The sequence below is a fragment of the Roseicella sp. DB1501 genome (genome assembly GCF_013112485.1).
Classification (GTDB): domain Bacteria; phylum Pseudomonadota; class Alphaproteobacteria; order Acetobacterales; family Acetobacteraceae; genus Paracraurococcus.
Window position 1 is genome coordinate 449246 of sequence record NZ_JABFHG010000001.1, and the last position, 12816, is coordinate 462061.

Here is a 12816-nt window from a genome sequence, read left to right on the forward strand (position 1 = left end):
CGCCGCCTGAGCATGCGGAACCGGTTGCGCCGCGCGGCCGATGCCGCCCTCGCCCTGCTGGTGCGCGGGCTCTTCGCCCTGCTGCGCGCCCTCGGCCCGGATCGTTCGGCGGCGTTCGGCGCCGCCCTCGCCCGCGGCATCGGCCCCTGGCTGCCGGTGCACCGCACGGCGCTCGACAACATCCGCCAGGCCTTCCCCGAGCTGCCGCCGGCCGGGCATGCGCGGATCGCCCGCGAGGCCTGGGACAATCTCGGCCGCACCGCGGCGGAATACCCGCATCTCGACCGGCTCTGGGATTTCGACCTGGAGGCGGCGCGGCCGGGGCGGATCCGCATCGCGCCGGAGGTCGCCGCCCGCTTCCTGCAATTGCGCGAGGATGGCAAGCCGGCGCTGATCTTCGCCGCGCATCTCGCCAATTGGGAGCTGCCGGCGATCGCCGCGGCGCGGCACGGCCTGCCGGCGGCGGTGCTCTACCGCAGGCCGAACAACCCCTTCGTCGCCCGCGACATCGTGGCGCTGCGCAGCGGCAGCATGGGCCGGCTGATCCCGGCCGGGATCGAGGCGCCGCTCCGGATGATGGAGGCGCTGGACGAGGGGCTGCATGTCGGCATGCTGATCGACCAGCGCTTCGGCCGCGGCCCGCGCGTGCCCTTCTTCGGCCGGCCGGCGGCCGCCAACCCGCTGGTCGCGCATCTCGCCCGGCGCTTCGATTGCCCGGTGCACGGGGCGCGGGCGATCCGCGAGCCGGATGGCGGCTTCCGGCTGGAGCTGACCGAGGCCATCCTGCTGCCGCGCGACGCCCGCGGGCGGGTGGATGTCGAAGCGGCGACGGCGCTGCTGAACCGCATCGTCGAGGGCTGGGTGCGCGAGCATCCCGGGCAATGGCTCTGGATGCATCGCCGCTGGCGGTAAGGCGATCGAAGGGAGAAAGGCGATGCGGATCCTGGTGCTCGGTGCCGGCGCGCTCGGCGGCTATTTCGGCGGGCGGCTGCAGCAGGCCGGGGCGGAGACGGCCTATCTGGTCCGGCCGCGGCGGCGCGAGCAGCTCGCGCGCGAGGGGCTGGTGATCGAGAGCCCCTTCGGCGCGGCGCGGCTGCCGGTCACGACCCATGCCCCCGGCGAGGGCGGCACCGGCTGGGACATCGTGCTGCTCACCTGCAAGGCCTATGACCTGGAGGAGGCGATCGCCGCCATCCGCCCCTCGGTCGGGCCGGAGACCGCCATCCTGCCGGTGCTGAATGGCCTCGCGCATGTCGCGCGGCTGCAGGCCGAGTTCGGCGTCGGCGCGGTGCTCGGCGGCCTCGCCAAGATCCAGGCGACGCTCACCGCCGAGGGGGTGGTGCGCCAGCTCAACGACTGGCGCTGGCTCACCTTCGGCGAGACGGACGGGCGGATGAGCCCGCGGGTCGAGGCGCTGGCGGCGCTGGCCGCGCGCGCCGAGGGCATGGTCGCGAGCGCGGTGCCGGACATCCTGCAGCGCATGTGGGAGAAGCTGGTGCATCTCGGCACCAGCGCCATCGGCACGGTGCTACTGCGGGCCAATACCGGCGAGATCGCGCGGGCGCCGGGCGGCGTCGGCGTCATGCACCGGATGCTGGAGCGCAACGCCGCCATCGCCGCCGCCAACGGGCACCTGATGCCCGAGGCCTTCATGGCGGAGTTCCGCGCCCTTTTCGCCGATCCGAAGGGCAGCTACGCCACCTCGATGCTGCGCGACCTGGAAGCGGGCGGGCGGATCGAGGCCGACCACATCCTCGGCTTCCTGCTCGAGGCCGCGCGCGCGGCCGGCGTGCCGCACGAGCTGCACGAGGCCGCCTATCTGCACGCCAAGGCCTATGAGCAGCGGCGCGATGCCGGGCGGCTGCCGGGCGGCTGACCGCCGGACGTGGCAGGTTCGCCGGGCCGGGCGAGATGCCCGGGCCATAAGGTGGCCGTCAAAGCCGTCGTTGCCCGTTGTCCTGCCGTGGCTTCGCCGCGGCAGGCTGTGACGGTTCTCGGACAGGCGGCGACTCACGAGGCCCCCAGAAGACGCGAAGCGGCTTCAGGGGGAGTTCTAACCGGCCAACCGCTCCAGCGGCAGGCGCAGCTCCACCGCGAGCCCTTCCGGCGCCCAGCGGAACTGCGCCGAGCCGCCGAGCTGCGCGGCGCTCTGCGTCACCAGCCGGTGGCCGAAGCCGCGCCGCGCCGGCACCGCCACCGCCGGCCCGCCCCATTCCGTCCAGCGCAGGGAGAGGCAGTCCGCCTCGGCCGACCAGCCGATCAGCACCGTGCCGCCCTCCCGCGACAGCGCGCCGTATTTCGCGGCATTCGTCGCCAGCTCGTGCAGCGCCAACGCGACCGGCGGCGCCGCGGCCGGGCCGAGCGGCATCTCCGGTCCCTCGAGGCGCAGCCGCCCGGCCGCGTCCTCCTCGCCCCCGAAGGGCGCCAGCAGGGCGCGCAGCAGGGCGGCCAGGCTGGTGGACTGCGCGCCGCCGACACCGCCGGCGATCGCCGGCCGCACCAGGTCATGCGCCCGCGCCAGGGCCCCGATCCGCCCGAGCAGCGTCTCGCGCATCGACCCCGGCGAGACCGCCTCGCGGGCGCTGAAGGTCACCAGGCCGCTCATGACCGCGAAGAGGTTCTTCACCCGGTGATCCAGCTCGCGCAGCAGCAGCTCGCGCGTCCGCTCGGCGCGCTTGCGCTCCGTCACCTCCTCGCAGACGATGCCGAAGCCGATGATCTCCTGCGTCTCCGGATCGCGCAGCGGGTAGAATTGCTCCAGCCAGTCGCGCTTGACCCCGGGCGCCTTCGCGGTCTCGCCGGTGAACTCGATATCGGTGATGGTCTCGCCCTGGTCGAGCACCCGCCGCATGAGCGGCTCGGCGGCCTCCCGCAGGTCCGGCACCAGCTCCCAGACCAGCCGCCCGATATGCGCCTCGGCCGGAAAGCCGTTGATCTCGGCCAGCGCCTCGTTGATGCGCACGAAGCGGAGCGAGCGGTCGAACTGGGCGAGGCCGAGCGGCGCGAGATGGTAGAGCGTCTCAAGCTCGACCAGCCGGCGCCGGGCCTGGCGCTCGCTCTCGACCCGGGCCGCCTCGGAGGCGTGCAGGGCGGTGAGGTCGTGATGCGTGCCGGTCATCACCAGCGGCCGGCCGGCCGGGTCGCGTTCGATCACCACGCCGCGGGAGAGGACCGGGACATAATGGCCATCGGCATGGCGCAGCCGCAGCACCAGCTCGTAGCGGTCAACCTCGCCCCCGAGGATCGCCTCCATGTGGTCGCGCAGCACCGTCCGGTCGGCGGGATGGACGAGCTCGCGCCAGGCGGGGATCGGCAGCGCCCGCATCGGCGGCAGGCCGAGCATGGCGCACCAGCGCCCCGACACCTCGACCATGTCGGTGCGCAGGTTGCGATGCCAGGCGCCGAGCTCGGCGCCGGCCAGCGCCGCATCCAGCCGCCGCTGCAGCCGCGCCAGCCGCGCCTCGGCCCGCTGCTGCCGGGTGACGTCGGTCAGCCCCACCGAGAGCAAGCTGCGGCCCTCGATCTCGATCGCCTGGACCCGGACCAGCGTTGCGCGCGCCTTGGTCTCGGTCAGGGGGAGCTGGGCCTCGAAGGCCTCGGCCTGGTCCCCGCCGGTGACCGCGGCGAGCCGCTCGCGCAGCGCCGCCCCAGCCGCGCTGCCGAGCAGGGCGGCCCAGCGCCCGGCGAGTTGCCCGGCCTCGCAATCGAGCAGCGCCGCCGCGTCGCGGTTGCCGGCCAGCAGGCGCAGGGCCGGACGCTCGAGCAGGAGCGTCGGCACGGGCAGCAGATCGAGGGCGCCGAGGAGGCTGGCGAGGCTGGAGGCGGGGCGAAGGACCATAAGGGCAGGGCTATGGCAGATCGCGGACGGGTGTGAGCACCCGGAAGCGTGAATCCGCTCCGAAAGCAACGAAATACCGCGGCTCGGTCCCGGTCGCGCGGCGCCCACGGCGCCTCCCCGATACTCGCCGGCGGATGCCGGGCGAGCCTCAGCCCTCGCGCAGCAGGCGGATGATGCCGGAGAAATCCACCTCGCCGCCGCCCGCCTCGACGAAGCGCTGGTACAGCGCCAGCGCCTGGGCGCCGAGCGGCGTCGCCGCCCCGGCCGTCGCCGCGGCCTCCTGCGACAGGCCGAGATCCTTCAGCATCAGCGCGGCGGCGAAGCCCGGCCGGTAGTCGCGGTTGGCCGGGCTGTTCGGCACCGGACCCGGCACCGGGCAGTAGGAGGTCAGCGCCCAGGACTGGCCGGAAGACTTGCTCGCCACGTCGAACAGCGCCTGATGCGTGAGGCCGAGCTTCTCGGCCAGCACGAAGGCCTCGGCGGTGACGATCATGTTCGCCGCCAGCATCATGTTGTTGCAGACCTTGGCTGCCTGGCCGGCGCCGGCATCGCCGCAATGCACGATGGTCCGGCCCATCGCCTGCAGGATCGGCAGCGCCGTGGCATAGGCCGGCGCCGGCCCGCCGACCATGAAGGTGAGCGTCGCCGCCTCGGCGCCCATGGTGCCGCCCGAGACCGGCGCGTCGAGCATCGGCCGGCCGGCGCCGGCGGCGACCTCGCGCGCCGTCGCCACGTCGATGGTCGAGCAGTCGATCAGCACCGCCTCAGGCATGCAGGCCGCCGCCATGCCGCCGGCGCCGAGCCAGGCCTCGCGCACATGCCGCCCGGCCGGCAGCATGGTGATGACGATCTCGGCGCCGGAAGCGGCCTCGGCGGCGCTGCCGGCGCGCTGGCCGCCCGCCGCGGCGAAACCCTCGAGCGCCGCCGGGACGAGGTCGTAGCCCGCCACCGCATGGCCCGCCTTCAGCAGGTTGCGTGCCATCGGCCCGCCCATGTTGCCCAAGCCGACGAAGCCGATGCGTGCCATGGCGTCTTCCTCCCGATGCCTCGGCGCAGGGTAGGGAAGCCGCGCCCGCGCGTCACGCCCGGCCGACCCCAGCCTGCACCCCGCCGGCCGGGGGCGGCCCAGGCCCGCTTCCACGACATCCCGCCGCCATGACAGGCGCCGCTACCCACGGCAGGATGCCGGGCCGATCCCTGGGGAGACCCGCCGCTTGCCCCCTGCCCTGCCCGCCGACTGCCTGCCGCCGGCCGGCGACTTCCTGCTCTACCCGCCGAGCCTGCAGCCCTGGGGCTATCGCATCGTCGACCGGCTCTTCGCGCATCGCGTGGTCCGGCGCGGCACGCCGCGCGCCTGGGAGCGCGGCTCCGACATCGCCGCGGCGCTGGCCGCCGCCGGGCATGCGGTCGATGCCTTCATGGCCCGGAACTGCCTCGCCGGGCTGCTGGTGGTGCAGGACGGGCGCATCCGGCTGGAGCGCTACGGGCTCGGCCTCGGCGAGGGCGATCGCTGGAGCACCATGTCGACGGTGAAGTCGCTCACCGCCCTGCTGGTCGGCGCGGCGATCCGGGACGGCGCCATCGCCTCGGTCGCCGAGCCGGCGACGCGCCACCTGCCGGAGCTGCGCGGCACCGCCTATGACAGCGTGACGCTGGAGCACCTGCTCACCATGTCCTCCGGCATCCGCTGGACCGAGGTCTATTCCGACCCGCAGAGCGACGTGAACCGCTACAGCCGCGCCCTCGCCGCCAGGCAGCCGGGCGGGGTGCTGCGGCAGATGGCGGCGCTGCCGCGCGACTGCCCGCCGGGCAGCCGCTTCCTCTACAACTCCGGCGACACCTTCCTGCTCGGCGCCTGCCTCACCCGCGCGGTCGGGATGCCGCTCGCCGACTACCTCTCGGCGCGGCTCTGGCAGCCGGCGGGGATGGAATTCGAGGCCTTCTACACGCTGGAATCGGAAGGCGGGCAGGAGATCGGCGGCAGCCGCGCCGGCATGGCGCTGCGCGACTTCGGCCGCATCGCGCAATTCGTCCTGGATGACGGCGTGATCGCCGGCCGCCGCATCCTGCCCGAGGGCTGGGTGGAGGCGATGGCCGCGCCGCGCTTCCCGGTGCCGGAGCCGCGCGCGCCGGGCATCACCCATTACGGCTATTGCTGGTGGCTCGGCAAGGGGCTGATCTCGGCCCTCGGCTTCGCCGGCCAGCGCATCGACATCCTGCGGGCGGAACGGCTGGCCGTGGTCACGCTCGGCGCCTTCCCGCAGGCGCCGCACGTCCCGCCCGAGACCGACCGGGCGCATCGCCAGGCGGTCGCGGATTTCGTCGCCGCCCTGCGCCGCCTGCTGGGCGGCGAGGCGCCGCCGCCGCTATGATGCGGGGCGCGGGAGGAGCGGCATGCGGGCGATCATCATCGGCGGCGGCATCGGCGGCCTGACCGCGGCGCTGGCGCTGCACGCGGCTGGCATCGAGGCGCATCTGTTCGAGAGCGCCGCCGAGGTCCGGCCGCTTGGCGTCGGCATCAACCTGCAGCCGCATGCGGTGCGTGAGCTAACCGAGCTCGGCCTTGGCGAGGCGCTGGCCGCGACCGGCATCGCCACGCGCGAGTTCCGCTACGCCAACCGCTTCGGCCAGACCATCTGGGCCGAGCCGCGCGGCCTCGCCGCCGGCTATCGCTGGCCGCAATACTCCATCCATCGCGGCCGGCTGCAGATGCTGCTCTGGGAGGCGACGCGGGCGCGGCTCGGCGCGGAGCGGGTGCAGGCCGGGCGGCGGCTAACGGGCTTCGAGCAGGAGGGCGCCGGCGTCACCGCCCGCTTCGCCGATGGCGGCACGGCGCGGGGGGAGGTGCTGATCGCCGCCGACGGCATCCACTCCGCCGTCCGCGCCGCCTTCTTCCCCGCGGAGGGGCCACCGAAATGGAACGGCGCGCTGCTCTGGCGGGCGGTGAGCTGGGCGCCGCCCTTCCTCACCGGCGCCTCCATGGTGCAGGCCGGGCACCGGGACACGAAATTCGTCTGCTACCCGATCGGCGCCGCGCCGGATGGCAGGCTGCTGGTCAACTGGATCGCCGAGCGGCGCTTCCCCGCCGACACGCCCTGGGCGCGGGAGGACTGGAACCGGCCGGGCAAGGTGGAGGATTTCCTGCCGATCTTCGCCGACTGGCGCTTCGACTGGCTGGACGTGCCGGGGCTGATCCGAGCCGCCGAGGCGGTCTATGAATTCCCCATGGTCGACCGCGACCCGCTGCCCTGGTGGACCCAGGGCCGGGTGACGCTGCTCGGCGACGCGGCGCATCCGATGTACCCCATCGGCTCGAACGGCGCCTCGCAGGCGATCCTCGATGCCCGCTTCCTGGCGTTGCAACTGGCGACGCATCCGGACATCCCGGCGGCGCTCGCGGCCTACGAGGCGCTGCGCCGGCCGGCCACCGCGGCGGTGGTCGAGGCCAATCGCGGCGACGGGCCGGACCGGGTGATGGACCTGGTGCATGCGCGCGCGCCGGAGGGCTTCACCGATCTCGACGCGGTGGTGCCGCGGGCGGAGCTGGAGGCGACCGTGATGGGCTACAAGCGCATCGCCGGCTTCGACCCGGAGACGCTGAACCGGCGCGAGAGCTGGTCGGTCCCCCGTCCGGCCTGATTCACCAGGCCGCCTTGGCACCGCCCGTTGCCCTGCCGCGGCTTCGCCGCGGCAGGCTGTGACGCACCGCGGGCCCGAGGGGACTCACCGGGCCCCCAGCGGCGTCGCGCAGCGACGTCGTGGGGATGATTATACGGGCACGTCGCCCGGCGGCTTCAGGGCGGTGAGCACGAAGGAGCTGCGGGTCTCCTTCACCCCGGGCATGCGCAGCAGCGCCTTCAGGGCGAATTCGGCATAGGCCTCGAAATCCGCCGCCAGGACGTGCAGCAGGTAGTCCATCTCGCCGCTCATCGCATAGGCGGCGAGCACCTCCGGCCGCTCGGCCAGCGCCTTGTGGAAGCGCTCCACCACCTCCTCGGCATGGCTCTCGAGCGCCACCATGACGAAGGCCTGCAGCGGCAGGCCGAGCCGGCCGGGATCGAGCATCGCGGTATAGCGGGCGATGACGCCGGCCTCCTCCAGCCGCCGCAGCCGGCGCTGGCAGGGCGTCGGCGAGAGGCCGGCCTGCTCGGCCAGTGCCACCACCGGCAGGCGCCCGTCCCGCTGCAGGGCGCGCAGGATGCGGCGGTCGATGGCATCGAGTTCGATGGCGGATTTCGCCATGGCCGGGCTGCCTTCTGGTGATTTTCCCCAAGTCTAGTCTGGCGCGGACCAAAATTCGCCGAAAACCCCTCCGGCCCTTGCGGCATTCTTGCTGCGAGACGGGGAGCGGCAACGATGGAAGGGAGCCTCTGGAACCTGCCCGCCGGACTGCGCGGCGACTATGCCGCCGCCCGGCCCGACTTCACCCTGCCGCAACGCTGGGGCGACTATGCCGAGGCGGATCACGCCACCTGGCGGACCCTCCATGCCCGGCAGGCGCGGCTGCTGCCGCAACATGCCGCCATCGCCTATCGCAGCGGTCTGGCGCAGCTCGACTTCGCCGGCGGCATCCCCGATTTCGCCCTCACCTCCAGTCGCCTCCGCGCCGCTACCGGCTGGACGCTGGTCGCCGTGCCGGGGCTGATCCCCGACGCCGCCTTCTTCAGCCATCTCGCCGCCCGCCGCTTCCCGGTGACGCGCTGGATCCGCCGTCCGGAGGAGCTCGACTACGTCGTCGAGCCGGACATCTTCCACGACGCCTTCGGCCATGTGCCGCTGCTGACCCAGCCTGATTTCGCCGATTTCCTCGAAGCCTATGGCCGGCTGGGCGAGACGGCGGCGCGGCTCGGCGCGCTGAAGCCGCTCGCTCGGCTCTACTGGCATATGGTGGAGTTCGGCCTGATCCGCGAGGCCGGCCAGATCCGCGCCTATGGTGCCGGCATCCTCAGCTCCTCGGCCGAGACGGTCCACGCCACCACCTCGCGGACGCCCCGCCGGCTGCGCTTCGAGCCGCGCCGCGTGCTGCGCAGCGAGTATTTCATCGACGACCTGCAACCGACCTATTTCGTCCTCGACAGCTATGCCGAGCTGTTCGCGGCGATGCCGCGCCTGCCCGCGCTGCTCGCTGAGGCACGCGACGCGCCGCCGATCCCACCGGGCGCGGCCGCGCCGGAGGACCAGCCGGTGTCCTGACACCACACCCATCGAAGGAAACGCCGCATGGACATCCCGCCCGATCGCACGCCCCTGGCCGGCATCGTCTCGGATGCCAATCCGATGGGCACCGACGGCTTCGAATTCGTCGAGTTCACCGGCCCCGACCTGCCGGCGCTCGAGGCGCTGTTCACGCAGCTCGGCTTCACCGCCGTCGCGCGCCACCGCAGCAAGCAGGTGACCCTCTGGCGCCAGGGCGAGGTGAACTTCATCCTGAACGCCGAACCGGAGAGCTTCTCGAGCGCCTTCCAGCGCGTGCACGGCCCCTCGGCCTGCGCCATGGCCTTCCGCGTCGCCGATGCCGCTGCCGCCTACCAGCGCGCCATCGCGCTCGGTGCGAAGCCGGTCACCGGCAAGGTCGGGCCGATGGAGCTGAACATCCCGGCGGTCGAGGGCATCGGCGGCTCGCTGCTCTATTTCGTTGACCGCTACGGGCCGCGCGGCAGCATCTACGACATCGACTTTCGCTGGATCGAGGACGCCGAGGCCCGGCCGCAGGGCCAGGGCATCACCGTCATCGACCACCTCACCCACAACGTCCATCGCGGGCGCATGGATGTCTGGTGGCAGTTCTACGAGAAGCTCTTCAATTTCCGCGAGATCCGCTACTTCGACATCGAGGGCAAGCTGACCGGGCTGAAGTCCCGCGCCCTGACCTCGCCCTGCGGCCAGATCCGCATCCCGATCAATGAGAGCAGCGACGACAAGTCGCAGATCGAGGAATACCTCCGCGCCTATGGCGGCGAGGGCATCCAGCACATCGCCCTCGGCACCCAGGACATCTTCGCCAGCGTCGAGGGCATGCGCGCGGCGGGCATCGCCTTCATGGACACGCCCGACACCTATTACGAGCTGCTGCCGAAGCGCATGCCGGACCTCGCGCCGGAGGAGATCGCCCGGCTGGCGCGGAACCGCATCCTCACCGACGGCGCGCCGACGCCGGAGGGCGGGCGGCTGCTGCAGATCTTCACCGGCACCGTCATCGGCCCGATCTTCTTCGAACTCATCCAGCGCAAGGGCGACCAGGGCTTCGGCGAGGGCAATTTCCGCGCCCTGTTCGAGAGCATCGAGCTCGATCAGATCCGCCGCGGCGTCCTGGCGGCGCAATAGGCGGGGCGAGGTCCCGGGGCCGGCTCAGCGCGCGGGCGCGGTCCGGTCCGGGCGCGCAGGTTGCGGCTTCTGTGGCGCGTTCGGCTCGGAACCGGTGAGCTCCCGATAGAGCTGGTCCACCGTCTGCTCCTGTTTCCGGCTCTGCTGCTGGTCGGGGATGATGCCGATCGCCCGCTCGCGCTCGCGCACCTGGCCGGGCTGCGGCTCCCGGTTGTCGAGCGGCTGGGCGCCGGGGCCGGCCGGCTGCGCCGTGGCCTCCCCTGCCATGCCGAGAGCCCCGATGGCGAGGGCGATGCACAGGACGGCTGGAATTCGGGCGCGCATGGGAACCCTCCGGTAGCGGTGCAGCATGGGCGCAAGCGGCCCCGATGCACAATCGGTGGTGCTGTCCGGCATGACGGGTTCAGCGCCGGTCGGCGTCCCGCATGCGAGTGGATTGCGGCTGCGCCGCCGGATCGCTGCCCGTGAGATCGCGGAAGAGCCGGTCAACCTCCCGCGCGCCGTCCTGCCGCGTCTCCCCGATCACGCCGCGGGCGCGCTCGCGGGCCTCGATCTCTGCCGGGTTGGGCTGATGCTCCCGGTGATCCCAGACCGGCCCGATCCGCTCCGGCGGTGCCGCCTGCGGGGCGGGCTGTGCCGAGGCGGCGCCGCCGGGCAGCGGTGCCAGCATGGCGACGATCGCGCCGTTCCGAAGCCAGCGCACGGCCTGACCTCCCTTATCCCTGGCGCATGTCCCGCGCATGTCGGTGCTCGGGACAGGCCCTGGCCTGTTGCTTTCCGCGCCGATCCGCGGATCGCGCATCACCCCCAACGCGGCTGGCCGGGCATGCGTTGTCCGGGTTTGCGCACTCCGGGTTTGCGTTCTCCGGCGCCACGGCCGGGATGCCGCGCCTCACCGCGACGCCGCGCCGCGCCGGGCCGCATCGTCCAGCAGCCCCTGCTCCCGGCGCAGGCGGCGGCGCCTGGCGCTGGCGGCCCGCTGCTCGCGCAGCATCTCGACCGCCCGCTCGGCGGCACGCGCCTCGGCCAGGGCCGCCTGCGCCTGATCGCGCCGCGCCGCCGCCTGGTCCTGCGCCAATGCGGCGCGATCCCGCTCGGCCAGGCCGCGGCCGAGCCAGCCACGCCAGGCCACGGCATCCGCCGCCGCCTCGGCCCGCAGCGCCAGGCTCGCCGTCTCGAGCCGCGCCGTCGCCGCGGCTTCCTGCGCCAGCATCTGGCCCATCCGGCGCTTCGCCTCGGCCACCTGCAGCCGCCGCAGCCGCGCCAGGGCGCCGAGCCCGTCAGCCGCCATCATCCGCGCCCTCCAGCGCATCCGCCAGGGCGGCGAAGGCGGAGGCGACGGTGCCGCGCTCGCCCTTGCCCTGCGCCAGCATCGCCTCGATCCGCGGCGCCAGGCGGATCGCCTCATCGACCGCCGGATCGGTGCCGGCGCGATAGGCGCCGAGCCGGACGAGGTCCGCCATCTCCGCCTGCAGCGCCAGGATGCGCCGGGCCCGCTGCATCAGGACCCGTTCGTCCGGCAGCAGGCAGCCGGGCACGGTGCGCGAGAGGCTGCGCAGCACGTCCACGGCCGGGTAGCGCCCGGCCTCGCCGATGCGGCGGTCGAGCACGACATGGCCGTCGAGGATGCCGCGCACGGCATCGGCGACGGGCTCGTCATGGTCGTCGCCCTCGACCAGCACGGTGAAGAGACCGGTGATGGCGCCCGGATTGCCGTCCTCGCGCGGCCCGGCCCGCTCCAGCAGCCGCGGCAGCTCGGCGAAGACACCCGGCGTGTAGCCGCGCGTCGCCGGCGGCTCCCCCGCGGCGAGGCCGATCTCGCGCAGCGCCATGGCGAAGCGGGTGACGCTGTCGATCAGCAGCAGGACCTGCTTGCCCTCCGCCGCGAAATGCTCGGCGACGGTCATCGCGGCATAGGCGGCCTCGCGCCGCATCAGGGCGGAGCTGTCGGAGGTGGCGCAGATGGTGACGGCGCGCGCCATGCCCTCCGGCCCCAGGTCGTCCTCGAGGAATTCCCGCAGTTCGCGGCCGCGCTCCCCGACCAACCCGAGCACCGCCACGTCGCAATCGGCGCCGCTCGCCAGCATCGACAGCAGGGTGGACTTGCCGACGCCCGATGCGGCGAAGAGGCCTAGGCGCTGGCCGCGGCGGCAGGTGGCGAAGGCGTCCAGCACCCGCACGCCGAGATCGAGCCGCGGCCCGAGCCGGGCCCGCTGCCCCGCCGCGGGCGGCGCCGCGCGCAGGGGGCGCAGGCGGGGTCCCGGGCGCGGCGGGCCGAGGCCGTCGAGCGGCCGGCCCAGCGGGTCGAGCACCCGGCCGAGCCAGCTTGCATCCACGGCGAGGGCGGCGGGCGGCGCGAGCCTGGCCGGGGTGCCGATGCCGATGCCTTCGGGCGGCGCGAAGGCGAGCGCCGTGGCGAACCCATGGCGCAGGGCCACGACCTCGCCCGGCACGGGCTCGCCTCCCGCACCGGGCAGGTCGAGCCGGGCACCGAGGGCAAGCCAGGGCGCGAGACCCTCGATGGTAAATGAGACGCTATCGACGGATACAACCCTGCCGTGTCTTTGAATGGGCGGCAGGCGCCGAAGCGCCCCGATGGCGACCTGTTGCCGGACAAGCCGCTGATTTTGTGGCCTTGCGTTTTGGAGCGGGCT

13 protein-coding genes are annotated in these 12816 nt (G+C 73.6%); 6 read left to right on the forward strand and 7 right to left on the reverse strand.

Going from position 1 to position 12816, the window contains the following annotated elements:
• Window positions 1-12: 12 nt before the first annotated feature.
• Window positions 13-912: a lipid A biosynthesis lauroyl acyltransferase gene (locus tag HJG45_RS02170; protein ID WP_171610419.1), complete on the forward strand. Its 900-nt coding sequence runs from the start codon at window positions 13-15 to the stop codon at window positions 910-912.
• Window positions 913-934: 22 nt separating this feature from the next.
• Window positions 935-1876, forward strand: coding sequence for a 2-dehydropantoate 2-reductase (locus HJG45_RS02175; RefSeq protein ID WP_171610420.1), 942 nt, complete (start codon window positions 935-937; stop codon window positions 1874-1876).
• Between the two features lie 177 nt (window positions 1877-2053).
• On the opposite strand, the gene HJG45_RS02180 is transcribed toward HJG45_RS02175, so the two are convergent.
• Entirely contained in the window at window positions 2054-3838 is a 1785-nt protein-coding gene (locus HJG45_RS02180; RefSeq protein WP_171610421.1) for a PAS domain-containing protein, read from the reverse strand.
• 148 nt (window positions 3839-3986) lie between these two features.
• A complete protein-coding gene (gene mmsB, locus HJG45_RS02185; protein ID WP_171610422.1) occupies window positions 3987-4865 on the reverse strand; it encodes a 3-hydroxyisobutyrate dehydrogenase in 879 nt (292 codons plus the stop codon).
• A 187-nt stretch (window positions 4866-5052) separates the two neighbouring features.
• Here mmsB and HJG45_RS02190 point away from each other — a divergent pair, with 187 nt between their 5' ends.
• Window positions 5053-6210, forward strand: coding sequence for a serine hydrolase (locus HJG45_RS02190; RefSeq protein WP_171610423.1), 1158 nt, complete (start codon window positions 5053-5055; stop codon window positions 6208-6210).
• Between the two features lie 22 nt (window positions 6211-6232).
• Window positions 6233-7477, forward strand: coding sequence for a flavin-dependent oxidoreductase (locus tag HJG45_RS02195; RefSeq protein ID WP_171610424.1), 1245 nt, complete (start codon window positions 6233-6235; stop codon window positions 7475-7477).
• A gap of 129 nt (window positions 7478-7606) precedes the next feature.
• Here HJG45_RS02195 and HJG45_RS02200 read toward each other — a convergent pair whose 3' ends face one another.
• Window positions 7607-8080, reverse strand: coding sequence for an Lrp/AsnC family transcriptional regulator (locus HJG45_RS02200; protein WP_174890349.1), 474 nt, complete (start codon window positions 8078-8080; stop codon window positions 7607-7609).
• Between the two features lie 114 nt (window positions 8081-8194).
• Here HJG45_RS02200 and phhA point away from each other — a divergent pair, with 114 nt between their 5' ends.
• Window positions 8195-9031, forward strand: coding sequence for a phenylalanine 4-monooxygenase (gene phhA / locus HJG45_RS02205; protein WP_171610425.1), 837 nt, complete (start codon window positions 8195-8197; stop codon window positions 9029-9031).
• 27 nt (window positions 9032-9058) lie between these two features.
• Window positions 9059-10162 carry a 4-hydroxyphenylpyruvate dioxygenase gene (gene hppD, locus HJG45_RS02210; RefSeq protein ID WP_171610426.1) on the forward strand — a complete coding sequence of 368 codons (1104 nt, stop codon included), beginning with the start codon at window positions 9059-9061 and terminating at the stop codon, window positions 10160-10162.
• Between the two features lie 24 nt (window positions 10163-10186).
• Here hppD and HJG45_RS02215 read toward each other — a convergent pair whose 3' ends face one another.
• The 4 genes from HJG45_RS02215 to HJG45_RS02230 all read right to left on the reverse strand — a co-directional run bounded on the left by HJG45_RS02215 (window position 10187) and on the right by HJG45_RS02230 (window position 12759).
• Window positions 10187-10558 carry a hypothetical protein gene (locus HJG45_RS02215; protein WP_171610427.1) on the reverse strand — a complete coding sequence of 124 codons (372 nt, stop codon included), beginning with the start codon at window positions 10556-10558 and terminating at the stop codon, window positions 10187-10189.
• 7 nt (window positions 10559-10565) lie between these two features.
• Window positions 10566-10865 (reverse strand): hypothetical protein, encoded by a 300-nt coding sequence (locus HJG45_RS02220; RefSeq protein ID WP_171610428.1) that lies wholly within the window; start codon window positions 10863-10865, stop codon window positions 10566-10568.
• A 189-nt stretch (window positions 10866-11054) separates the two neighbouring features.
• On the reverse strand, window positions 11055-11456 hold the full coding sequence (locus HJG45_RS02225; RefSeq protein WP_171610429.1) for a hypothetical protein: 402 nt from the start codon (window positions 11454-11456) through the stop codon (window positions 11055-11057).
• Window positions 11443-12759: a FliI/YscN family ATPase gene (locus HJG45_RS02230; RefSeq protein ID WP_171610669.1), complete on the reverse strand. Its 1317-nt coding sequence runs from the start codon at window positions 12757-12759 to the stop codon at window positions 11443-11445. The genes HJG45_RS02225 and HJG45_RS02230 overlap by 14 nt, the downstream gene beginning before the upstream one ends.
• Window positions 12760-12816: the final 57 nt, after the last annotated feature.